Annotated in this window: 20 protein-coding genes; 7 read left to right on the forward strand and 13 right to left on the reverse strand. The window is 49.6% G+C overall.

Annotated elements, in window-relative coordinates:
- Positions 1 to 225 precede the first annotated feature (225 nt).
- Positions 226 to 1,062, forward strand: coding sequence for an S-formylglutathione hydrolase (gene yeiG, locus QUF14_RS13920; RefSeq protein ID WP_000425467.1), 837 nt, complete (start codon positions 226 to 228; stop codon positions 1,060 to 1,062).
- Here yeiG and QUF14_RS13925 read toward each other — a convergent pair whose 3' ends face one another.
- On the reverse strand, positions 1,063 to 1,452 hold the full coding sequence (locus QUF14_RS13925) for a helix-turn-helix domain-containing protein (RefSeq protein WP_001353094.1): 390 nt from the start codon (positions 1,450 to 1,452) through the stop codon (positions 1,063 to 1,065). It lies immediately after the preceding gene.
- Between the two features lies 1 nt (position 1,453).
- On the reverse strand, positions 1,454 to 2,806 hold the full coding sequence (locus QUF14_RS13930; protein WP_000443201.1) for an L-serine ammonia-lyase: 1,353 nt from the start codon (positions 2,804 to 2,806) through the stop codon (positions 1,454 to 1,456).
- 208 nt (positions 2,807 to 3,014) lie between these two features.
- Here QUF14_RS13930 and serB point away from each other — a divergent pair, with 208 nt between their 5' ends.
- Both serB and QUF14_RS13940 read left to right on the forward strand, forming a co-directional pair.
- A complete protein-coding gene (serB, locus tag QUF14_RS13935) occupies positions 3,015 to 3,902 on the forward strand; it encodes a phosphoserine phosphatase SerB (RefSeq protein ID WP_000152725.1) in 888 nt (295 codons plus the stop codon).
- 32 nt (positions 3,903 to 3,934) lie between these two features.
- Complete coding sequence (locus tag QUF14_RS13940; RefSeq protein ID WP_000053687.1) at positions 3,935 to 5,257, forward strand: MFS transporter; 1,323 nt, start codon at positions 3,935 to 3,937, stop codon at positions 5,255 to 5,257.
- 58 nt (positions 5,258 to 5,315) lie between these two features.
- Here the strand turns inward: QUF14_RS13940 and cirA are convergent, their stop codons facing one another.
- From cirA to yieE, 3 genes are all read right to left on the reverse strand, one after another.
- Positions 5,316 to 7,295 carry a catecholate siderophore receptor CirA gene (gene cirA, locus QUF14_RS13945; protein ID WP_000489261.1) on the reverse strand — a complete coding sequence of 660 codons (1,980 nt, stop codon included), beginning with the start codon at positions 7,293 to 7,295 and terminating at the stop codon, positions 5,316 to 5,318.
- A gap of 292 nt (positions 7,296 to 7,587) precedes the next feature.
- Positions 7,588 to 9,057 carry a lysine-specific permease gene (gene lysP, locus QUF14_RS13950; protein WP_000253277.1) on the reverse strand — a complete coding sequence of 490 codons (1,470 nt, stop codon included), beginning with the start codon at positions 9,055 to 9,057 and terminating at the stop codon, positions 7,588 to 7,590.
- 204 nt (positions 9,058 to 9,261) lie between these two features.
- On the reverse strand, positions 9,262 to 10,143 hold the full coding sequence (gene yieE, locus QUF14_RS13955; protein ID WP_000548294.1) for a DNA-binding transcriptional regulator YeiE: 882 nt from the start codon (positions 10,141 to 10,143) through the stop codon (positions 9,262 to 9,264).
- Positions 10,144 to 10,241: 98 nt separating this feature from the next.
- Here yieE and QUF14_RS13960 point away from each other — a divergent pair, with 98 nt between their 5' ends.
- The 3 genes from QUF14_RS13960 to QUF14_RS13970 all read left to right on the forward strand — a co-directional run bounded on the left by QUF14_RS13960 (position 10,242) and on the right by QUF14_RS13970 (position 13,313).
- A complete protein-coding gene (locus QUF14_RS13960; RefSeq protein ID WP_000182053.1) occupies positions 10,242 to 11,291 on the forward strand; it encodes a YeiH family protein in 1,050 nt (349 codons plus the stop codon).
- Between the two features lie 73 nt (positions 11,292 to 11,364).
- A complete protein-coding gene (gene nfo / locus QUF14_RS13965) occupies positions 11,365 to 12,222 on the forward strand; it encodes a deoxyribonuclease IV (RefSeq protein ID WP_000873877.1) in 858 nt (285 codons plus the stop codon).
- Between the two features lie 2 nt (positions 12,223 to 12,224).
- Positions 12,225 to 13,313, forward strand: a complete 1,089-nt coding sequence (locus tag QUF14_RS13970) for a sugar kinase (protein ID WP_001064991.1) — start codon at positions 12,225 to 12,227, stop codon at positions 13,311 to 13,313.
- Between the two features lie 55 nt (positions 13,314 to 13,368).
- Here the strand turns inward: QUF14_RS13970 and QUF14_RS13975 are convergent, their stop codons facing one another.
- Together QUF14_RS13975 and rihB are read right to left on the reverse strand one after the other, a co-directional pair.
- Positions 13,369 to 14,619 carry a NupC/NupG family nucleoside CNT transporter gene (locus tag QUF14_RS13975; RefSeq protein ID WP_000382952.1) on the reverse strand — a complete coding sequence of 417 codons (1,251 nt, stop codon included), beginning with the start codon at positions 14,617 to 14,619 and terminating at the stop codon, positions 13,369 to 13,371.
- A 99-nt stretch (positions 14,620 to 14,718) separates the two neighbouring features.
- Entirely contained in the window at positions 14,719 to 15,660 is a 942-nt protein-coding gene (gene rihB / locus QUF14_RS13980) for a ribosylpyrimidine nucleosidase (RefSeq protein WP_000415436.1), read from the reverse strand.
- A 129-nt stretch (positions 15,661 to 15,789) separates the two neighbouring features.
- On the opposite strand from rihB, the gene QUF14_RS13985 reads away from it, so the two are divergent.
- Entirely contained in the window at positions 15,790 to 16,488 is a 699-nt protein-coding gene (locus QUF14_RS13985; protein WP_100733651.1) for a transcriptional regulator YeiL, read from the forward strand.
- Between the two features lie 70 nt (positions 16,489 to 16,558).
- Here QUF14_RS13985 and QUF14_RS13990 read toward each other — a convergent pair whose 3' ends face one another.
- From QUF14_RS13990 to fruB, 6 genes are all read right to left on the reverse strand, one after another.
- Entirely contained in the window at positions 16,559 to 17,809 is a 1,251-nt protein-coding gene (locus tag QUF14_RS13990) for a NupC/NupG family nucleoside CNT transporter (protein ID WP_000353869.1), read from the reverse strand.
- 93 nt (positions 17,810 to 17,902) lie between these two features.
- Positions 17,903 to 18,841 (reverse strand): pseudouridine-5'-phosphate glycosidase, encoded by a 939-nt coding sequence (psuG, locus tag QUF14_RS13995; RefSeq protein ID WP_001292440.1) that lies wholly within the window; start codon positions 18,839 to 18,841, stop codon positions 17,903 to 17,905.
- Positions 18,829 to 19,773: a pseudouridine kinase gene (locus QUF14_RS14000; protein WP_100733650.1), complete on the reverse strand. Its 945-nt coding sequence runs from the start codon at positions 19,771 to 19,773 to the stop codon at positions 18,829 to 18,831. The genes psuG and QUF14_RS14000 overlap by 13 nt, the downstream gene beginning before the upstream one ends.
- 423 nt (positions 19,774 to 20,196) lie before the next feature.
- Entirely contained in the window at positions 20,197 to 21,888 is a 1,692-nt protein-coding gene (fruA, locus tag QUF14_RS14005) for a PTS fructose transporter subunit IIBC (protein WP_000854458.1), read from the reverse strand.
- 16 nt (positions 21,889 to 21,904) lie between these two features.
- Positions 21,905 to 22,843 (reverse strand): 1-phosphofructokinase, encoded by a 939-nt coding sequence (gene fruK / locus QUF14_RS14010; RefSeq protein ID WP_000091263.1) that lies wholly within the window; start codon positions 22,841 to 22,843, stop codon positions 21,905 to 21,907.
- Positions 22,843 to 23,973: a fused PTS fructose transporter subunit IIA/HPr protein gene (gene fruB, locus QUF14_RS14015; RefSeq protein ID WP_000487253.1), complete on the reverse strand. Its 1,131-nt coding sequence runs from the start codon at positions 23,971 to 23,973 to the stop codon at positions 22,843 to 22,845. The genes fruK and fruB overlap by 1 nt, the downstream gene beginning before the upstream one ends.
- Positions 23,974 to 24,139: the final 166 nt, after the last annotated feature.

Raw genomic sequence — 24,139 nt, forward strand, 5'->3', positions numbered from 1 at the left:
CCCTGCGTGGGGGCAAAGTTATTAAGCTGATTTACAGCCTGATTATTGTGCGTGAGGCGGCGCACATAATCCAGTATTCACAGCGATAATTATTGTAATTGCCGCTGCCTTTCATCAGCAGATGTTAAAACATCGTTATGTATATACGGAAGTGAAAGTTACTCACAGCACATTGAATAAACGGTATGATGAAGAAATTGCAAACAACACAACAAGGAGCCACGCATGGAAATGCTCGAAGAGCACCGCTGTTTTGAAGGCTGGCAACAACGCTGGCGGCACGACTCCAGTACCTTAAATTGCCCGATGACGTTCAGCATCTTTCTTCCACCGCCTCGCGATCACACCCCGCCGCCGGTGCTGTACTGGCTCTCCGGATTAACCTGCAATGACGAGAACTTCACCACCAAAGCGGGGGCCCAACGCGTAGCGGCGGAACTGGGGATTGTACTGGTGATGCCAGACACCAGTCCGCGCGGCGAACAAGTTGCCAACGATGAGGGCTACGATTTAGGTCAGGGCGCGGGGTTTTATCTCAACGCCACACAAAAACCGTGGGCGACGCATTATAGGATGTACGATTATCTGCGCGATGAATTACCGACTCTCATTCAATCGCAATTTAACGTCAGCGATCGCTGCGCTATTAGCGGTCATTCAATGGGTGGTCACGGTGCGCTGATTATGGCGCTGAAAAATCCTGGCAAATACACCAGTGTTTCCGCCTTTGCGCCGATTGTGAATCCGTGCAGCGTCCCGTGGGGAATAAAAGCGTTTAGCACTTATCTGGGTGAGGATAAAAATGACTGGATGGAATGGGACAGTTGCGCGCTGATGTATGCGAGTAATGCGCAGGATGCGATCCCGACACTGATTGATCAGGGCGATAATGATCAGTTTCTTGCCGACCAGCTACAACCCGCAGTGCTGGCAGAAGCCGCGCGTCAAAAAGCGTGGCCGATGACGCTGCGTATTCAGCCGGGATATGATCACAGTTACTACTTTATTGCCTCTTTTATAGAGGATCATCTGCGCTTCCATGCGCAGTATTTACAGAAATAATCACCAGCAGAGGGTATTTTCCAGCGCCGTACTAAAATTATGGTCATCTGCGTGCGGGGCTGGAGACTTCTGGTTTAAATCTGTCAGTTGCTGGCGTACCTGTAGTCGCCCTGCCCCTTCGCCGCTGGAACTATTTTCGTTGAAATTACGCATTTCTGCTTCGAACAATATGGCATCGAGATTTTGCAATTTATTCAGCGCGCGCAGAAGAGAAATGAGAGTATCAAGATTTAAACTTCCCCCCTTTTCAATCCGCTTGACCGTTGCTATGCCCACCAATGCACGCTCGGCTAACTGCTGTTGGGTCAATGATAATGAGATACGCGTTTCTTTAATGCGAGCGCACAGTGATAAAATAATTTCGTTGTTATTCATAGTATTATATTTCATCTTACGCATCCTTTTTTCTTGGCTGCAATTTGCTCAGACAGCCATGATAAGTTTCACGGTATTTAGCGCTCATATCCTTTCCGGTTTCATACATCGCGGAAATTATCTCATCCAGCGTAATGCACGGCTCGCTTATGCGACTCAACGCCATCGTCGTTGCGTTGATAGCTTTCACAGCTGAAATAGCATTTCGTTCAATACAGGGAATTTGTACCTGCCCGCCAACTGGATCACAGGTCAAACCTAAATGATGCTCCATCGCAATTTCTGCCGCGCTAAGTACCTGAGCTACTGACCCGCCCATAAGTTCTGCTAATCCTGCTGCCGCCATTGAACTGGCAACACCTATTTCCCCCTGACATCCAACTTCAGAACCCAGAATAGAGGCATTTTTTTTGAACAGAATGGCGATGGCACCAGCGGTCAGTAAAAAGCGGGTAACGGAGTATGTATCAAGCTCGTGAATGAATTTATCATACCAGCACAGTACAGCCGGGATAATACCGCTCGCGCCGTTGGTGGGTGCTGTCACGACACGTCCACCCGCAGCATTTTCTTCGCTCACCGCAATGGCAAAAGTATTGACCCAATTGAGCGTAGTCAGGAAGTCATTGGAAAACCCCTTTGACTGCAACGATTTATATAAAGCACAGGCACGACGGTTAACCTGAAACGGACCTGGAAGTAATCCTTCTGTATGCATCCCGCGATAAACCGCATCCTTCATTACTTCCCATTTTTTATGAAGATCGTCATGCAAAAAAGCTGCTGTCTGGCAGTGCAGTTCGTTTTTCATCATTAATGCCGCGACAGATAATCCGTTTTGCTGACAAAGTTTTAATAATTCGTTTGCGTTCTGGAATTCAAAAGGATGTGGAGTGACTGATGGAGGAATAATCGCCTCTCCTGCTTTTAGCACTTGACCGTCGCCGATAGAAAACCAGGTTTCTTCATAAAGTGTAAACCAGTCATCTCTGGCACGAAATGTCATCGCATAAGGGTGCCCCGGATGCGCTTGTAGATTAGAAAGAATGGATACACTGACGTTGACACCAGGCATAACTTCCAGCGTCGCCTCAGTTTCTGCACGCCTGATGGCGGACATTTCCATGCGAATGTCAACGCTGTCAGGTAAGTGTCCTTGCAAACCGAGATAAATCGCCACATCAACATTATGGCACTTGCGGCTTAATGACAGCGCACCATAAAGTTCGACATCAATTTTCCGCAACAAAGGTAACATTTCTTGCTGTTTCAATTGTGACACAAAATTATAAGCCGCACGCATTGGCCCGACTGTGCGGGAACTGGATGGACCAATAACTATCTTGAATATATCTATGCAGCTTTCCATATTTGTAAATGATTCCTTCAACGTTGAAAAATAGTTATTCTTTATATCCCGGTAAAGATATCAAAAATGGTACTTTTAGTATCTTATTATTTCAAAGTATCAAAAAAGTACTTTTTATCTTTTATTTAACATTCACAACTGTGATTGTCAGATACATCAGCCTCTACGAAATCTTATTATAATCATCGCAGATAAAAAGGAGCGGTAAATGACGATTATTTATTTCTTGTCGCCAACAGGCATCGACATCACCCAAAAATGTCTGAAAGATTATCTGCAACATTTAAAGATTTCCCCCTCGGTGTTTTCGCTAACAACGAATTACAGTAGGCAAATAAATAGAGAGTATCTAAAGCTAGTATTACCAAATGATGTTACCAACCCTGCTTTTTATGCTGGTTTACGTCACCGTGCTGATAATCATCAGTTTGATTTTTTCCGTAAACCCAGGGTCTTACCGGATCAGGGAATTATTGCCTTTGATATGGATTCCACCTTTGTTGAAGAAGAAGGTGTCGATGAAATAGCCCGTAGACTCGGCATCTCTGAAAAAATCACCGCACTGACCCGTGAAGCGATGGAAGGGAAAATCGATTTTGATACCAGTTTTACCCGGCGAATTGCCATGCTTAAAGGAACGCATAAAGATATATTGCATCAAGTTTGTGAACAGATGACTCTTTCACCAGGTCTTGAAACTATTCTTCCCATACTAAAAGAAAAAGGATTCAAGACGGCAATTATATCTGGAGGTTTGGATATTTTTACTGAGCGATTGAAGGAAAAATATCAACTTGATTTTGCATTTTCTAACTCTGTGCGCATTAAGGAAGATCTGTTAACTGATACAATTACCTTACCTATTATGAATGCAGAAAAGAAAAAGCAAACCCTGATAAATTTAGCGACAGAGTTAGCTATCTGCCGTGAAAACATCATTGCCTGTGGAGATGGTGCCAATGATATTCCTATGCTTTTGCATGCCGGAAATGGCGTGGCATGGAAAGCAAAACCTAAAACCCGGGAAAAAATTGCTGACCAGATTAATTTTAATGGTTTCGAGTCGCTTCTCTTTTTTATAGAAGAAAAATTATAGCGCCATAAGGTTCACAGAAAAGGAAACTCACAATGAGTTTGAAAAAATTTATTTTCAGCCAGGCCGACCAACCGGTGGTCAAACCAAAAGAAGAAGTTGATCATACTTATAAAAAATTTCGCATTGAAATCATCACCTCTGTATTTATCTCTTATGCCGTATTTTACTTAACCCGCAAGAATTTCTCTGCGGCCATGCCAGCGATGTTAACGGATACGTCATTAACCGCACAAGATTTCGCTATCATGTCGTCGGTCTTTTACATTCTTTATGGCTCCATGAAGTTTGTAGGTGGCATGTTAGTCGATAAAATTAACCCACGAGCGATGACTGGCCCCGTACTTATTGGCGTCGGTATTGTTAACATTCTTTTCGGTTTTTCAGACAGCGTTGCTGCGTTCTATATCCTGTATAGCCTTAATGCTATTCTCCAGGGTACCAGTTTTCCGCCAATGGCAAAAATTATGGCCTCGTGGTTCTCGAAAAATGAACGCGGACGCTGGTGGGCAGTTGTTGAAGCTGCGCATAATATTGGCGGTAGTCTTGCGCCTCTCCTGACAAGCTTTGCTATTGCTTTTAGTGGCAGCTGGAAGATGGGCTTTTATGTTCCGGGTGTAATCTCACTGATTATGGGGATTGTTGCCTTGTTTACGATAAAAGATCGTCCCGGCACGCTCGGTTTGCCTAACGTCGGTAAGTGGCGCAACGACCCGACAGAACTTGCACAAGTTAAAGCAAGTCCGGTTGATCTCAGTTTTTGGCAAATATTCGTTAAATATATTCTTACCAACCCATTAGTTTGGCTCATTATCCTCGGGGATATGTCGGTCTATATTGCACGCACCATCCTCAATGACTGGCCACAAATTTATTATTCTCAGGTTCATAACTGGAGCCTGATTAAAGCGAACTCCATTATATCCTGGTTTGAAGCAGGTGGACTTGCTGGGGGATTACTGGCGGGGTACTTGTCCGATTTCATGTTTAAAAGTAACCGCTGGATGACAGGATTAATCTTTGCCATCGCTTTATGTATTTGCATCGTTCTCGTACCGCTGGTGCAGGACGTCTCCTACACATTAACGGCTATTCTGTTTACAATCATGGGGTTTGCATTGTATGGACCGCATATGTTATTCGCTGTCGGGTGTCTTGATGTTACGCATAAAGATGCGGCAGGTTCCATTACTGGATTCAGGGGCTTGTTTAGTTATTTAGGCGCGGCAATGGCAGGGCTTCCAGTTATTATGGTGAAAAACAGTTGGGAATGGTCAGGAGTGTATATTTACGCAGTCATTACCATTTTGCTGACAACATTTTCACTGGCCTTACTGGCAAAATTTCATCGGTTATAAAGCCAGAAGCGAATTTCTGGGATTATGCCCGGCGGGATCCACGCCGGGCATATTCGCATCAGAAGCGATAATCCACTGCCATAAAGTAACGACGTCCATCTTCGTTATAGCTGTAGTCGTCACGACTGAGATCCTTGTCGCCAAGGTTCAGCACACCCGCACGCAGTTTGACGTCTTTGGTCACCTGCCAGGCCGCGCCGGTATTCCAGATGGTATAACCGCCCGGAGTTTTAGCCGTCGCGCTGTCGGCGCGTTTCTGCCCGGTATAGTGACCAGAAACATAGAATGACCAGTCTTCCAGCGCCAGCGGTTTCCAGTCCAGCGTACCGTTAGCGGTATGGAACGGCAGATCGGACAACGGTTTGTTTTCGCCGTTGCTGACATCACGACCATCGTTGTAGGTGTAGTTGATCGACAGTTTCCATTCATCGTTGAACGGAATTTTCAGTTCGGTTTCCACGCCCTGAATACGTGCTTTGTTAACGTTGTAGTAGCTGAATACTGGCACACCGTCCGCTGTAAAACCGACAAAGTTTTGGTAGCCCGGAGCAGCATTGACGTCAGACGTACGGCTGATGCTGATACGATCTTTTACATCGTTGCGGAAAACGGTCACGCTGGATTCAACCCCTTCCAGCCAGCCTTCTTCACCCATGTAGTAAAGCCCCAGCTCCCAACTTTCGCTGGTTTCAGGTTTCAGATCCGGGCTACCCACAATCTTACATGCGCCACGGCAGGAATTGCTCGTCCAGTCAGGGCTAAGTTGCAACAGAGAAGGTGCTTTAAATGCCGTCGCCCAGCCCCCTTTCACCGTTACGGTGTCGGTGGCGTTGTAAACCAGGTAGGCACGAGGACTCCAGTGTTCACCGTAGGTTTCGTGATCGTCCATACGCACGCCGGTCGTCAGCGCCAGCGGCTCGAAGATCCGCCATTCATCTTCCACAAACAGCGCGTACTGGCTGGCAGACGTTTTGGAGCTTGTTCCTCCGGTCAGGTTTACTGCATCGCTAAGTTTGTCGTGACGCCATTCACCGCCAACCGTAACAAACTGATTAATCGCCGTCAGTGGCAACGTGTATTTACCATCGACCGTATTGCTTTCGGAAGTAATCGGGCTGCTGTTGCCAGGGTTTTTGTTTTCGACTTTCTCACCGTAGTATTTCAGTTCGCTGGTGCCGTAATCCCAACGCCCATTATGGCTAACGGAGTAGTTCTGACGTTCCAGGCGGTTTTTGTCCAGCGAGTCGGAATCACGATCCTGACGGTCAAAACCATATCCAGCGGTAAAATCGTGATTTTGATTCGGTGTCCAGGCAAATTCCACATTGCCGTCGCGGCTGGAGAATCCTTCAATACGCGGCGTTTCTCCGGTATCGGTGGTCGTTGAGTTTTGTGGGTCATCCTTTTCACGTTTTGCCAGGCTGCCGTAAGCTTTCATTCCCAGCACGCCGTCAATTAATGGTCCGCTGGTAAAGAACTGACCGTTATAGGTATCACCGCGATCGCGATGTTCCTGAATGGTGGTATCGACAGTAACGGTACCCGACCATTTCTGACCGATTTTTTTGGTGATGATATTCACGACACCGCCGAGCGCATCGGAACCGTACAGCGACGACATCGGGCCACGGACCACTTCAATACGCTCGATGGAGTCGACAGGTATCCAGTTCAGATCGAAATCATTATGGCGGAAAACGGCATTGCGGGAGTTAACGCGTTTACCATCGACAAGAATCAGGGTGTAACTGCTGTCCAGACCACGAATACTAACGCCCTTACGGTTATCCCCTTCGTTCGTCAGTTGTACGCCAGGCACTTCTTTGAGGACATCCTTCAGATTCTGTACCGGTTTTCGCTGCAGGTCTTCCTGGGTAATGACGCTGATACTGGCGGGTGCATCTTTAAGGTTTTGCTCAACGGAAGATGCAGTGACAACCATCGTTTCGCCATCATCATCGACCGCTAACACAGGCCATGCACAAGAAATAGCGGACAAACACAGCCCGACCCGTACGAAAGGGTTCAACCTAAACATTCCATATCTCCATGAGGTAACTACGAAAATAAAATGGGTTATCGCTCACATCTTCTTCACGTCCCCTTGCGTACGGCAGCATCGCGGTGGACTTATTTGTATGCAGGTGATCATCCCAGAAAGCCGGAACAGCCCCTGATTTGTCAGCCTTTTTTGATTTCGGCGTAACGATAATGCAAACGATAACAATTATCAATCCAAATGTTAAAATTTATATCCGCATGATTTGTCAGGGAAATAGAATTGAAAAAGCCCTCTCGGTTGAGAGGGCTTAGCAAGGAAGGGAGGAAACTTATTTCTTATCGTTCTGCGGGAACTTCATTTCGCTGTAGCGTACGAAGCGAGTTCCTTTAATCAGCTTGTATCCGAACCAGATAATCAGGAACAGCGGGATACCAATATATGTTGCCGCTACGCCGCCCCAGTCAATGGTGTCTTTCAGGAACGCTTCGTAGTTCTGGCCCAAAGTAATAATCAGACACAGAATGAATGCGAAGATCGGCCCCAGTGGGAAGAAGCCTGAACGGTACGGCAGATCGTTAATGTCGTGTCCCTGCAATACGTAACCGCGACGGAAGCGGTAGTGACTAATCGCAATCCCCAGCCAGGCAATAAAGCCTGTCATACCAGAGGTGTTCAGCAACCACAGGTATACCGTCTGGTTACCAAACATCGAGGTCAGGAAGCACAGACCGGCAATCACCGTCGTCGCATACAGCGCGTTACGCGGCACGCCACCACGCGACAATTTAGCGAAAATGCGCGGCGCTTTACCGTCACACGCCAGGGTGTACAACATACGAGTAGACGCATACATACCGGAGTTACCCGCTGACAGCACCGCCGTCAGAATAACAGCGTTCATCACCGCCGCCGCAGAGAGCAGACCCGCGTGTTGGAATACCAGGGTGAACGGACTGACGCTGATGTCTTTCACATCATTACGCAGCAGGCTCGGATCGGTGTACGGAATAATCAGGCTGATGATCAGGATCGCGAACACATAGAACAACAGGATTCGCCAGAACACCTGACGTACCGCGCGTGGAATGTTTTTCGCCGGATCTTCGGACTCGCCTGCAGCAATACCGATCAGCTCGGTACCCTGGAAAGAGAAGCCGACAATCATTGCCACGCCGATCATTGCCGCAAAACCACCAGCAAACGGTGCTTCGCCGATTGTCCAGTTGCTCCAGCCCGCAGGCTGTGCCCCTTTGAAGATACCGATAATCATCAGCACGCCGACAACAATAAAGACAATAACCGTCGTAACCTTGATCAGTGAGAACCAGTATTCTGCTTCACCAAAGCCACGGACCGAAATGTAGTTCAGCAGGAAGATAACGCCGAGGAACAGCGCACTCCAGATCCAACCGGGTGTATCCGGGAACCACCAGCTCATAACCAGCTGAGCTGCAACCAGGTCAACGGCGATAGTCACCGCCCAGTTGTACCAGTAGTTCCAGCCCAGCGCGAAGCCAAAGCCTTCTTCAACATAGTTCTGACCGTAAGTGGCAAACGAACCGGAAACCGGCATATATGCGGCCAGTTCACCGAGACTGGTCATCAGGAAGTAAACCATCAGGCCAATCAACATATACGAGAGCAATGCCCCGCCCGGACCTGCCTGAGAAATCGTTGCGCCAGAGGCAACAAAAAGACCTGTACCGATGGAACCGCCAATGGCAATCATCGTCAGGTGACGCGCCTTTAATTCACGGCGTAAGCCCGGCGCTTCTGTGGTTTTAGTTTCGGAAACCATACAAAAATGCTATCCATCTTAAAAATGAGGCGCGATTGTAGCAGACGATTGGCAATCCTTCCGGCAGAAATACACGGTTATAAGACACCTTCATGATCGCCCCGGGATTATAAGTAAAGCAGCCAATCTCTTTTCTGGCGAATGCATGCTGCGGGCGCTGCGTCACGAAATCGACACAGCACCAGCATGTTCTTGTACAGCAACTTAACGCGGTACATTCGCGGGATCGCAATAGTCCAGAAAGCGCCGAAGCGCGTTGGAAAGGTGTTTTTGCCGATGATGGATACGCCACAACGTGCGCATCAAGCGCGGCAGAGGGACCGCAACTTCACTTAACGTGCCTGCCTGCAATTGATCTTCAATGACCCGTCGCGACAGGCAACTAATTCCCAATCCATGACGCACCGCATGTTTGATTGCCTCGGAGTTACCTAACTCCATCGCCATCTCAAACTTCGGTAAATGTGACAGCAACAGATAATCGACAATCTCCCGCGTGCCGGAACCGCGTTCACGCAGGATCCACGGCGCAGCGGCCAGCTGCTCTAAGGTGACCGGACCACGAGCCAACGGCGAAGTCGGCGCGGCGAAAACCACCAGTTCGTCTTCCAGCCACGGTTCAGAGATGATTTCAGTGCTGTGGCACGGGCCTTCAATAAAGCCAATATCAACGCGGAAATCCAGCACCGCTTGCATCACGTCCTGGCTGTTCCCAACGCTAAGTTCAATCGGCAACTGCGGATAATCATGGCGATAACGGGCGATAACTGCAGGCAGAATGTAGTTACCGATAGTACTACTGGCATAGATACGAATCGCGCCGTTGTCTTCGCGAAACAGTTGTTCGATTTCAACCGCCTGTTCAAGCAGTGCCAACGCTCGCGGATAGAGCAGCCGCCCGTGTTCATTAACTACCAGTCTTTTCCCCACGCGATCAAACAGTTGCACGCCAAGCTGCCCTTCCAAGTCAGTCAAGGCTGCGCTCACTGCTGATTGCGACAACGCCAGCATCACCGACGCTTGGGTGGTTGATCCACTTTTCAATACTTCTGCAAAAACTTCCAACTGCCGGAGGGTGATGTGCATAGTCGCTTACCACTTATAAAGATTGATTATAAATATATAATCAATTTTATTTTTAAACCAGTTAGTCGTAACCTTATACCCGGTTAAAGGAGAGGGTTATGACGAATATCACCTTACAGAAACAACATCGTACACTGTGGCATTTTATTCCGGGGTTAGCCCTGAGTGCAGTTATCACCGGGGTCGCCCTGTGGGGTGGTTCCATTCCCGCGGTTGCGGGTGCCGGGTTTAGTGCCCTCACCCTCGCAATCTTGTTGGGGATGGTTTTAGGCAACACCATCTATCCGCACATCTGGAAAAGCTGTGACGGTGGCGTGCTGTTTGCCAAGCAATATTTATTACGTCTGGGTATCATTCTTTATGGCTTCCGTCTGACGTTCTCGCAAATTGCCGATGTCGGTATCAGTGGGATCATCATTGACGTGCTGACGCTGTCCAGTACCTTCCTGCTGGCTTGTTTCCTGGGGCAGAAAGTGTTTGGTCTGGATAAGCACACCAGCTGGTTGATCGGTGCCGGTAGCAGTATCTGTGGTGCTGCCGCGGTACTGGCGACTGAGCCGGTAGTGAAAGCGGAAGCCAGTAAAGTAACCGTGGCTGTTGCAACCGTTGTTATCTTCGGGACCGTCGCGATTTTCCTCTACCCGGCGATATATCCGCTGATGTCTCAATGGTTTAGTCCGGAAACTTTCGGTATCTACATTGGTTCTACTGTGCACGAAGTGGCGCAGGTGGTGGCGGCAGGTCATGCCATCAGCCCGGATGCAGAAAACGCAGCAGTTATTTCCAAAATGCTGCGCGTGATGATGCTGGCTCCGTTCCTCATCCTGCTGGCGGCGCGTGTTAAACAGCTGTCTGGGGCGAACAGCGGCGAGAAAAGCAAAATCACTATTCCGTGGTTTGCCATATTGTTCATCGTAGTTGCCATCTTTAACTCGTTCCACCTGTTACCGCAGAGCGTAGTGAATATGCTGGTAACGCTGGATACTTTCCTGCTGGCAATGGCGATGGCGGCGCTGGGTCTGACCACTCACGTCAGCGCGCTGAAAAAAGCCGGGGCGAAACCTCTGCTGATGGCTCTGGTACTGTTTGCCTGGCTGATTGTTGGTGGTGGTGCGATTAACTATGTGATTCAAAGCGTCATCGCATAAACCACTACATCTTGCTCCTGTTAACCCGCTATCATTACCGTTTTCCTCCAGCGGGTTTAACAGGAGTCCTCGCATGAAATACATTGGAGCGCACGTTAGTGCTGCTGGCGGTCTGGCAAATGCCGCAATTCGCGCCGCCGAAATCGACGCAACCGCGTTTGCCTTGTTCACCAAAAACCAACGTCAGTGGCGTGCCGCACCGCTCACGACGCAAACCATCGATGAATTCAAAGCCGCCTGTGAAAAATATCACTACACATCGGCGCAAATTCTTCCCCACGACAGTTATCTGATTAACCTCGGACATCCGGTCGCTGAAGCTCTGGAAAAATCGCGCGATGCGTTTATAGATGAAATGCAGCGTTGCGAACAGCTGGGGCTTTCTTTGCTCAACTTCCACCCTGGCAGCCATCTGATGCAGATTTCAGAAGAGGATTGCCTTGCGCGTATTGCCGAATCCATCAACATTGCGCTGGATAAAACTCAAGGTGTGACAGCGGTGATTGAAAATACCGCCGGTCAGGGCAGCAACTTAGGGTTTAAATTCGAACATCTCGCGGCGATTATCGCCGGCGTGGAAGATAAATCCCGCGTCGGCGTCTGCATTGATACCTGCCATGCTTTCGCTGCCGGGTATGATTTGCGTACTCCAGCCGAATGCGAGAAAACGTTCGCGGATTTTGCCCGTATTGTCGGCTTTAAGTATCTACGCGGTATGCATCTTAACGATGCGAAAAGTACCTTTGGCAGCCGCGTTGACCGTCATCATAGCCTCGGTGAAGGCAATATCGGCCACGATGCGTTCCGCTGGATTATGCAGGACGACCGTTTCGACGGTATTCCGCTGATCCTTGAAACCATCAACCCGGATATCTGGGCAGAAGAAATCGCCTGGCTGAAAGCGCAACAAACTGAAAAAGCGGTAGCCTGAAGATGAATAACCGGGAGAAGGAGATCCTTGCAATATTAAGGCGTAACCCGCTGATTCAGCAGAACGAAATTGCGGATATGCTGCAAATCAGCCGTTCGCGTGTTGCAGCGCATATTATGGATTTAATGCGCAAAGGTCGGATTAAAGGCAAAGGTTACATTCTCACCGAGCAGGAATACTGCGTAGTGGTGGGGACAATCAATATGGATATTCGCGGGATGGCGGATATCCGTTACCCGCAAGCGGCTTCTCATCCCGGTACAATTCATTGCTCGGCAGGCGGCGTTGGACGCAATATCGCCCACAATCTGGCGCTGTTAGGCCGCGACGTCCATTTGCTTTCAGTGATTGGCGATGACTTTTATGGCGAAATGCTCCTGGAAGAAACGCGCCGCGCCGGCGTGAATGTCTCCGGCTGCGTTCGTTTACATGGTCAAAGCACATCGACGTATCTGGCAATTGCCAATCGAGACGATCAAACCGTGCTGGCGATTAACGATACCCATCTGCTGGATCAGTTGACACCGCAACTACTGAACGGGTCGCGCGATTTACTTCGTCATGCGGGCGTGGTACTGGCTGATTGCAACCTGACAGCCGAGGCGCTGGAGTGGGTCTTTACCCTCGCTGATGAAATCCCGGTGTTTGTCGATACCGTTTCAGAATTCAAAGCGGGCAAAATCAAACACTGGCTGGCGCATATTCACACTCTGAAACCCACTTTGCCGGAGCTGGAAATTTTATGGGGCCAGCCGATAACCCGCGATGCTGATCGTAATGCCGCAGTGAATGCGTTGCATCAGCAAGGCGTTCAGCAACTGTTTGTTTATTTGCCCGATGAGTCTGTTTATTGCAGCCAAAAGGATGGCGAACAATTTTTGCTGACTGCGCCAGCGCATACGACGGTAGACAGTTTTGGTGCTGACGATGGTTTTATGGCGGGCCTGGTGTATAGCTTTCTGGAAGGAAGCAGTTTCCGTGATAGTGCCCGTTTTGCGATGGCCTGCGCGGCAATTTCACGCGCCAGCGGCAGCTTAAACAACCCTACCCTGTCTGCCGATAACGCGCTTTCATTAGTGCCGATGGTGTAACAATCTTGCCGGATTCGACGCTTGACCGCGTCTTATCCGGCTCATAACTCGCGCACTACGCTAAGCCAATAAAGAATCCTGCAATGGTGGCACTCATCAGATTAGAAAGTGTCGCCGCCGCCAGCGCGCGTAAACCAAGCTGGGCGATTTCCGGCGCACGGTGTGGCGCAACCGCAGAAAATGCGCCAACCACCACCCCGATAGAACCAAAGTTAGCGAAACCGCACAACGCGAAGGAAATAATCGCCACGGTTTTAGCATCCAGAGTGCCAGCTGTTTGCAGATAAGGTGAGAAATTGAGGTAAGCGACAAATTCATTAATCGCCAGTTTCTGTCCAATCAAACTTCCGGCAAGATTCGCATCACTCCAGTCAACACCCATCACCCACGCCAGCGGGGCCAGCAGGTAACCTAAAATGGACTCCAGCGAGGCATGTTCAAAACCAAACCAGCCACCAACGCCGCCGATAACACCGTTGATCAACGCAATGATGGCGACAAATGCCATCACCACTGTCGCCACACCCGCAGCGATTTTCAGCCCGGTCATTGCCCCTGTAGCAGCGGCTTCAATAATGCTTTTTGGCGGTGTTTCGGTGAAAGAGAGGTTATTAAAGGAAACCTGCGAAGATTCCGTAGCCGGACTTAACATGCGGGCAAACAAGATCCCGCCAGGGATCGCCATTAACGATGCCGCCAGCAGATATTCCACAGGCACGCCCAGTGCGGCGTAACCAATCATTGTCGAACCAGCAATCGAGGCCATGCCACTACAAATAGCCGTAAATAATTCATTGCGATTCAGACGATCGATAAAGGGTTTGACGATTGCCGGAATTTCGTTTTGCCCGAGGAAAATGGTAGTGACCGCGACGAATGACTCAATCTTGCTGATATTTAACGCTTTCTGGAAGATACCGCCGAGAATGCGAATTAAGATCCCCATTACACCGATGTAGTAGAGAATACTCACCAGTGCAGTGACGAAGATAATTGCCGGTAATACCCTGAAACCAAAGATAAATCCTTCGCCATCAAATAAGGTGTCCATTTTCGGTCCGACCAGAGAACCGAAGATAAATGCGCTACCTGCGTCGCTGTACGCCATCACTTTATGCACGCCAAAAGCGACTTTTTCTGCGACCCAACGCCCTGGCGGTAACCAAAGCATTATGCCGCCAATCACGACCTGTAACACTAACGCCGCACCGACAGTACGCAGGCTGATCTTCTTCTTGTTTACTGACAGCAAAAACGCAATTGCCAGCAGTACCACCATTCCCAGAACACTTCTCATGACATCCATAGTTATTATCTCTTCATGTCATTTTGGGCGACGGCTTTCTGCCCATCAGAAATAGCCAGGCTTGCATCCAGCGATACCGGCCCGGCTTGATATCACCACTTAGTGGGTTTTGATGTAGCCGCGCACGCACTCTTCGACTAATCCCCAGAACCAGTCGGTATCAATAGTGATGCCGACTTTGGTATTGGCGGGCTTGCCAAGAACGCCCAGCTCGTCGCAGACGGTACGCCCGTAACAAGGGCCACTGTTAACGTCCACGTCGACGTACATATCCTGGGTTTTTATGCCATCAGGGTTAATCAGATAGCCGATACAGGTGGCGTCGTGCACCGGGCCGCCAGCCAGACCGTAGTTTTCGAACTGGGTTTTCAGAGTGAAGTTCATGATGTCGCTGAACAACTCTCCGGCAGGGCCGCCTGCTCTTTCCATCCGTGCAATCACGTCCGGAGTGCAAACGGTCTGGTTGGTGAGATCGAGGCCCATCATCACTAATGGAACGCCGGAGGTGAACACCACTCGCGCCGCTTCCGGGTCAGCAAAGATGTTGAACTCGGCAGATGGGGTGAAGTTGCCAGTACCGTAAGCGCCGCCCATCAGTACAATTTCACGGATTTTCGGCAGGATTGCGGGTTGCATACGCATTGCCACCGCGATATTTGAAAGCGGACCAACCGGCACCAGAGTGATATCGCCATCGCTTGCCATCAGGGTATCGATGATATATTTCACCGCATGGGTGTTTTCTGCCTGACGAGTCAGCGGTTCGAATACCGGACCATCCAGCCCGGTTTCACCGTGAATATTATCGGCAACGATTTGTTGACGCATAATGGGTTGCGGCATCCCCGCATAAACCGGAACATTAATCTCCAGTTTCTGGCAAACACTCAGGCCATTAATTAATGTTTTATCGAGGGTTTGATTCCCCGCCACAATAGTGATACCTAATAAATCAATCGCCGGATGTTTCGCGGCCATCATTATGGCAATAGCATCATCATGACCCGGATCACAATCCAGAATAATTTTTCTCTTTTCCATTGTTTATTTCCTCTGTTTCCAGTTGCGTTATTTTTTCTACAGCAAAGAAAATTCGACCGGGCCGATGATTGAATCTTAACAACAGCGTACGTATGCTAAATATGAGAAATCTCATAGCGGATAAACATCGTGAAAGAAATCCACAATAATGATCTTAAGCAGCAATTGATGAGTAAGTCCGCGTATAAGGATTGCTTTTCAACGGATGTTTCAGCCGATACACGGCTGTTTCATTTTTTAGCGCGTGACTACATTGTGCAGGAAGGGCAACAGCCGTTATGGCTGTTTTACCTGACGCGAGGCCGCGCCAGGCTTTACGCCACGCTTGCTAATGGTCGTGTGTCGCTGATTGATTTCTTTGCTGCACCCTGTTTTATTGGCGAGATTGAGTTAATCGATAAAGATCATGAACCACGAGCGGTACAGGCGATTGAAGAGTGTTGGTGCCTTGCACTCCCCATGAAACATTACCGTACGCTGTTATTAAACGACACGCTATTTTTACGAAAACTCTGCGTCACCTTAAGTCATAAAAATTATCGTAATATTGTTTCTTTAACTCAGAATCAATCATTTCCGTTAGTGAATCGCCTGGCAGCTTTTATATTACTCTCGCAGGAAGGTGATCTTTATCACGAAAAGCATACGCAAGCGGCAGAGTATTTGGGCGTTTCTTATCGACATCTTTTATATGTTCTCGCGCAATTCATTCATGACGGTTTATTAATTAAAAGCAAGAAAGGGTATCTGATTAAAAACAGAAAGCAGTTGTTAGGGCTGGCGCTGGAGATGGACCCGGAGAATAAATTCTCCGGGATGATGCAGTAAAAAATAATCTGGAATAGTACGCGATTACCGGATGCAACGCTTAATAAGCGCGTACATCCGGCAATGAAACTCAAGCTAAACCAATAAAGAACCCGGCAATGGTCGCGCTCATCAGGTTGGAAAGCGTTGCTGCTGCCAGCGCCCGTAACCCAAGCTGGGCGATTTCCGGCGCGCGTTTTGGCGAAATAGCCGAAAACGCCCCAACGACTACACCGATAGAACCAAAGTTAGCAAAACCACAAAGCGCAAAGGAGATAATCGCAATGGTTTTCACTTCCAGCGTGCCGCCCGTTTGCAGGTATGGGGAGAAACTCAGGTAAGCGACGAATTCGTTAATCGCCAGTTTCTGCCCAATCAGACTACCCGCAAGGTTGGCATCACTCCAGTCCACGCCCATGATCCACGCCAGCGGTGCCAGCACATAGCCAAAAATACTTTCCAGAGAGGCATTGGAAAAACCAAACCAGCCACCAATTCCGCCGATAATGCCGTTGATCAGCGCAATAATTGCCACAAACGCCATTACCACCGTCGCCACACCAGCGGCGATTTTCAACCCGGTCATCGCACCGCTCGCCGCCGCTTCGATAAAACTTTTTGGCGGCGTTTCGCTGAACGACAGATTTTCAAATGTCACCTGCGAAGGCTCGGTGGCTGGGCTAAGAATACGTGCAAACAAAATACCACCAGGGATCGCCATCAGCGATGCCGCTAACAGGTAGTCAATTGGTACGCCCATTCCGGCATAACCAATCATCATCGAACCGGCAATGGACGCCATCCCGCTACAAATTGCCGTAAATAGCTCGTTGCGATTCATGCGATCGATAAACGGTTTAACGATCGCCGGGATCTCATTTTGCCCGAGGAAAATAGTGGTAACCGCAACAAAAGATTCGATTTTGCTGATGTTGAGGGCTTTCTGAAAAATACTGCCAAGAATGCGGATTAGCAGCCCCATCACGCCAATGTAGTACAGCAGGCTGATGAGCGCTGTGACGAAAATAATTGCCGGAAGTACGCGAAAGGCGAAGATAAAGCCCGCGCCATCAAACAGGACATCCATTTTCGGCCCAACCAGCGAACCAAAAATGAAGGCGCTACCGGCATCACTGTAAGACATCACTTTATGCACGCCTAATGCCGCCTGCTCTACTGCCCATTTTCCCGGTGGGAAGTAGAGCATAATGCCACCAATAGCGATTTGCAGCAGCAATGCAGCCCCGACCGTGCGTATGCTGATACCTTTTTTATTCACTGACAATAAGAATGCAATTGCCAGCAATACCACCATACCCACCAAACTTCTCATTATATCCATAATGATTTTCCTTTCATGCCAGTAAACCCGGCGCTAGCGCCAGGTTTTGGTATGTATGATCAGTACGGGCGACGGCTTTCTGCCCGTCAGAAATTAACCCGCGAGACGCTGGTATTCTTTGGCAATTTCGCTCGCCAGAATGGCGTTGTTGAACACCAGTTGGATGTTGGATTTCAGGCTGTCACCACCGGTCAGTTCAGCAACACGAGCCAGCAGGAACGGTGTACTTTCTTTACCAATAACGCCCTGCTCTTCGGCTTCGGCGACAGCTTGATCTATGGCTGCATTGATAGATTCCTCCGGCATCGCAAACTGCTCCGGGATCGGATTCGCCACTACCAGGCCGCCGTTCAAACCGGTTTGCCATTTCACTGCCATTGCACGAGCGATTTCCGTGGCACTATCAAGGCGAATACTGACTTCAAATGGGCTGGTACGGCAGAAAAACGCAGGCAGCGCTTTTGTCTGATAGCCAATTAACGGTACACCGAAGGTTTCTAAATATTCTGTTGTTAATCCTAAATCGAGAATAGATTTTGCACCGGCACAAACAACGGTGACATTAGTATTTGCCAGTTCCTGTAAATCGGCAGAAATATCGAATGTATGTTCCGCACCGCGATGCACACCACCAATCCCCCCCGTTGCAAATACTTTAATTCCTGCCAGTGCCGCGATAATCATCGTTGAAGCAACGGTGGTCGCGCCATTTTTTCCTGCGGCAACGACAAAAGGTAAATCACGGCGACTGACTTTCGTCACGTTATGTCCTTCACGGCCTAACAATTCAATTTCTTCTTTGCTCAAACCTACTTTCATGACACCACCAATAATGGCGATTGTTGCAGGTACAGCACCGTGCTTACGAATTGTGTCTTCTACTTCAATTGCCGTCTCAGCATTTTGCGGGAATGGCATCCCGTGAGAAATAATGGTCGATTCCAGTGCCACAACCGGTTTTTTGTTTTTTAAAGCGTCCTGCACTTCCGGGGAAATTTGTAATAATTCAGGGGAAATTTTTAATTCAGACATTCTGCGTTCTCCACTAACGATATAACGTTGGCAATCGATAAATCGGGGTTATTGGTGTATTCACAGGAGAGCGCCATTGACGAACATCCCTGTGCGAAACGAACAGATTCGGCAAACGGCATTCCGTCTACCCAACACGAAGCAAGTCCCGCCATCATGGCATCGCCCGCTCCGGTAACATTAATGACATTGGTTTTAATCGGCGCAGACCAACCACTTTCACCGCTGATATCACTGTAATAAACGCCGTCGCCGCCCATGCTCAATACCAGTCGGTTCAGGCCATGTTGATGGAACCAGGCGGCAACCTTTGCCACATCTTCTTCACGCCCTGACAGCGCAATCCCACTCAGGGTTTCCGCTTCGAGGCGGTTTGGCTTGAGAGTGTGGATCAGATTTAGACGGTCGCGCACTTTGACACATTTCCACGCAGAAACAGGATCGACAAATACGGGTACGTTGGCGGCATTATCCAGAATCCATGCCAGTGCCTCTTCACTGATATTACAGTCCGCGACAATGACCTTTGCCCTCTGAATAAATTCACGGTGCTGTGCGAGATATTCAGCTGTAATAGCGTTGCTAATATTCATGTCATTTATAGCAACCAGCATTTCACCGGTATTATCGAGTAGTGATAAATAGCTCGACGTATTTTCTCCCGGCACAATCAGGCATTTATCGACATAAACGCCAGATTGATTGGTTTGCGTTAGCAGCGATTGACCATAAAAATCACTGCCTACGGCGCTCAGTAGCCAGGCTTTATTACCCAGCAACGCCAGGTTTTGTGCAATATTGCGCCCTACCCCACCAGGCGTAAATTTTATTTTACCTAGATTTGAATCCGCATAATTTAATGATTCATGTGAATATCCGGCGACATCAATATTCGCCGAGCCTATAATTACGACATAATCCTTTTCGCGCATAGCACGTCCTCTGGTAAAAAATTACCAACCCTGTCAATCCACAAGAATATAGATACTGCAAAGACGGTTTAAACATATGTTCATATTTAAACATGTGCTCATAGTATGCATGTTTTACGTAAAGTAAATTGCCGCCAGAGAGGCAAAATGGGCAGATTTGAGCAGGCTCACAAAATGCGATTAAATGCCTGAATTACAAAAGTGAGGAATTTGTGACGGGATGCACAGAACAGGAACACTAAAAAAGGGCAGAAAATAATCTGCCCTTGAGGAAATAACCTTAGTGTTTGATGAACATTTCAGGTTTCTACTGAAAGATAAAACCATTTAAATTCATAAAATTACATTCACAAACTGGTCATTCCCTTTGCGCTCATCAAATGTTACAGGGCAGGAAATTTCTGCCCTGTAACACACCTTTTATTACGCTGCTTTCGCTACTGCGTCCACTTCCGGACGTTTCAGGAAGGCATAGGCCAAACCCGCCACCAGCGTACCGGCAATAATTGCTACCAGGTAACCCAGTACCGGCGTAATAGCGCCAGGGATCAGCAGAACAAACAGACCACCGTGCGGTGCCATCAGTTTCGCACCAATCGCCATTGAGATTGCGCCAGTCAGCGCCCCACCAACGATACAACACGGCAGCACACGCATCGGATCACGAGCAGCAAACGGAATTGCACCTTCCGAAATAAAGCACAGACCAAGAACCAGAGCGGCTTTGCCACCTTCCTGCTGCGCTTTGTCGAATTTGCGACGCGCCACCATTGTTGCCAGACCCATTGCCAGCGGTGGCACCATACCTGCCGCCATAATCGCCGCCATCGGGCCATAGGTTTGAGTACTCAGCAGACCCACACCGAATGCGTACGCTGCTTTATTTACCGGACCGCCCATGTCAGTACACATCATGCCACCGAGGATCGCCCCCAGCAGAACCGCATTCGCAGTCCCCATGGTCTGCAGCCAGTGAGTCAACCCTTCGAGAATGCCAGCAACCGGTTTACCGATCAGGTAGATCATCGCCAGACCGACCACCAGACTGGAAATTAGCGGAATGATCAGGATCGGTTTCAGCGCCTCCATACTCTGTGGCAGTTTCAGTTGCGTACTGATTAACTTCGCAATGTAACCAGCCAGGAAGCCCGCAATAATACCCCCAATGAAGCCAGAACCGGTGCTGACCGCCAGCATACCGCCAATCAGACCCGGCGTGAGACCCGGACGATCGGCAATGGAGAAGGCAATGTAACCTGCCAGTACCGGCACCATCAGCGCAAAGGCTGAACCACCACCAATCTGCATCAGCGCCGCTGCCAACGTACCCGGCTCTTTAAACGCTTCGATACCAAAAGCAAAAGAAAGCGCGATACACAGACCACCTGCAACGACCATCGGCAGCATGTAAGAGACGCCCGTCAGCAAGTGACGGTAAGCGCCTGCACCCTCTTTCTTACCTTCAGTGGTCGCTGTTTGAGCTTTGCCCGCCGGTTCATACGGCGTTGCTTCAGCAACCGCTTTATCCAGTTCCTGCGCGGTTTTCTTCAGCGCCAGACCGGTAGAGGTGCGATACATCGGTTTACCAGCAAATTTCGCCAGATCCACTTCGATATCTGCCGCCACAATCACCAGATCCGCTGCGGCTACTTCTTCAGGGGTGATCGCATTACCCGCGCCAACAGAACCACGGGTTTCAACTTTCACCCACCAGCCACGTTTTTTCGCTTCGGTTTCAATGGCTTCAGCCGCCATAAATGTGTGTGCTACGCCAGTCGGGCAAGCTGTCACCGCAACTACGCGTTTCGGACCGCTGGTGGCAACTGGTGCTGTCGCAGCGACCGGTGCAGTGTAAGGTTTCGCATGGCCTTTGGCTTCACTCAGGAACAGCTCAGGGTGCGCAACTGCCCGGGAAATATCGCCCAGCCAGACATTTTTACCGTTCAGCGCGCTGTCGTTAGGGATGGAATCACCGAGAACAATCGCCATTTCAGCGTCGTTCGGATTGTCGATGATTTCCAGTTTTGCTTTTCGCGCCGCCGCGCCCAGCAGGGTCTTCGCCATATAGGCGCGTGCCTGACCGAGATTAGCGTCAATAATCAGCAGCGTTTTCATTATGCCTCTCCTGCTGTCAGTTAAAAGGTTGTAAGTCGACGCGCGCCATCATTGCGGCCAACTGCGGACGATCGGTAATACCCACATTGCTTTGACTTACCGCCAGGGCTGCAACAGCTGTCGCCAGACGCAGTGTGTGTTCACTGGATTCACGCATCAGCAAGCCATAAATCAGGCCACCAACCATAGAATCCCCTGCGCCAACGGTGCTTACGACATCGACTGACGGTGGTTTGGCGATCCATTCGCCGGAGGCATTAACCCAAAGCGCGCCTTCGGCACCCAGTGAAATAACGACATGCGCGATACCTTGTTCACGCAGCGCATGCGCAGCTTCAATCACATCTTTCATTTCAGGCAGTTTACGGCCCGCCCAGATTTCCAGCTCGCGGCGGTTAGGTTTCACCAGCCACGGTGCCGCTTTCAAACCTGCCACTAACGCTTCACGGCTACTATCAAAGATAATGCAAGGACACTGACTACGCAGGCGAGTCATCCAGTCGGTGAACGCTTCCGGGCTGACGCCTGACGGTAAGCTTCCGCTGACACAGACCATATCGAACTGACCGAGCCAGCTCAGAGAATCAGTCACAAAGCGTTCCCAGTCGGCGGGGGTAACTTCAAAACCCGAGAAGTTGAAGTCGGTCACTTCGCCGTCTTTTTCCGTCAGCTTAACGTTAATTCGGGTGCGCCCCTGTACAACCTGGAAACGGTTGGCAATGCCCAGCTCGCTGAACAGTTGCTGAAAACCATCCTGATTGTCTTTACCGAGGAAGCCGCCAACGGTGACATCAATCCCCAGGTCTTTTAATACTTTGGCCACGTTGATGCCTTTACCCGCCGCATGCAGACCGGTGGTTTTCACCAGGTTCACTTCGCCGCGTTCAATTTCCGGGCAGAAACCAACAAGGTCATAAGCCGGATTAAGGGTGATAGTAGCAACACGTCTGCTCATTATGCGCCCTCCCCAAGACCAGCAGCGATAGCGTCGCCAATGGCTTTCAGCGCCTGCTCAGCATCTGCCCCCTGGGCGGTAAAGCGTAGGCGATGACCTTTCTTAACGCCAAGTGCCACAACTTTCATCAGACTACGTCCGTTTGCCGGTTTGCCGGTGCCATCAAGGTTTGTCACGGTAATATCACTGTTAAATTGTTTAATAGTATTGACCAGCATGGTACCTGGACGAGCATGCAGGCCGTGTTCATTGCGCACCACAAACTCCGCGCTTAACACGTCGTCGGTCGGCGCATCATCGCTGGTCAGCAGCGCCAGCAACGTTGCCGCATCCGCTTTCAGCAAACGGTCAGCTTTATTGTCGAGCAACAAATCAGCGAGACGCTTAAGAACCGCGACGGGCTGATCGTCATTCATCGCCACACTCACCAGCATGGCTGCCGTTTCGCCGTCCACATCAAAAGCATTTGCCGCACGGCTTACCGCAATCGCGCTACGCAAATTGCCTTCAGCGCTATCGCTCAGCCAGATGCCCTGTCCGAGGTTCAGCGGTTGTTCATTGATGGCTTTAGTGACGAAGGTGGCGTCAACTGCCCCTGCTTCTTTCAGACGCGCAGCGTTAAGCGCCTGAAGCGTCAGCAGATCGCTGGCGACAATATCCAGCGTCAGCATTTCGTTATCGAGCTTCAGCTGCTCACTCTGCTTTTCGCCCATCAGCAATGCGCGAAGTTCTTCTGCTGTCGTTGCTGACTTCAGCTGTTCAGCAACGGAATCATCGCTCAGTACGTGGGTCAGCTGGCGTAACAGACCCAGATGTTCATCCGAGCTGGCAGCAATACCGATCGCCACGTACGCTACCTGGCCGTCACCCCAGGTGACGCCTTCCGGGAACTGAAATACCTGAACGCCGGTTTTCAGCACCTGATCGCGGGTGTCGGTAGTGCCGTGTGGAATAGCAATACCATTGCCGAGGAACGTAGAGGTTTGCTGTTCGCGCGCCAGCATGCCATTGACGTAGCCTTCAGCTACATTACCGGCCTGCACCAGCGCCGCAGCGACCTGGCGAATCGCCTCTTCTTTGTCTCCGGCCTTTTCGCCCGGATGGATGTCCTGTACGGATAACTGGAACATAGTTCTCCTCTCTTGCTGAATTGAAACGATTCAGCTTCTATGAGAAAAAAAGCGCCAACCTGGCTTAGGGTTAAAGACAAGATCGCGCTGAAACGTTTCAAGAAAGCATAATACTTCTGTTTCAGCACGCAAGGAAAGCCGTAAAGTAATGAGCAAAAGTTTGATG

The organism is Escherichia sp. HH091_1A, from assembly GCF_030295175.1.
Taxonomy (GTDB): Bacteria; Pseudomonadota; Gammaproteobacteria; order Enterobacterales; family Enterobacteriaceae; genus Escherichia; species Escherichia coli_F.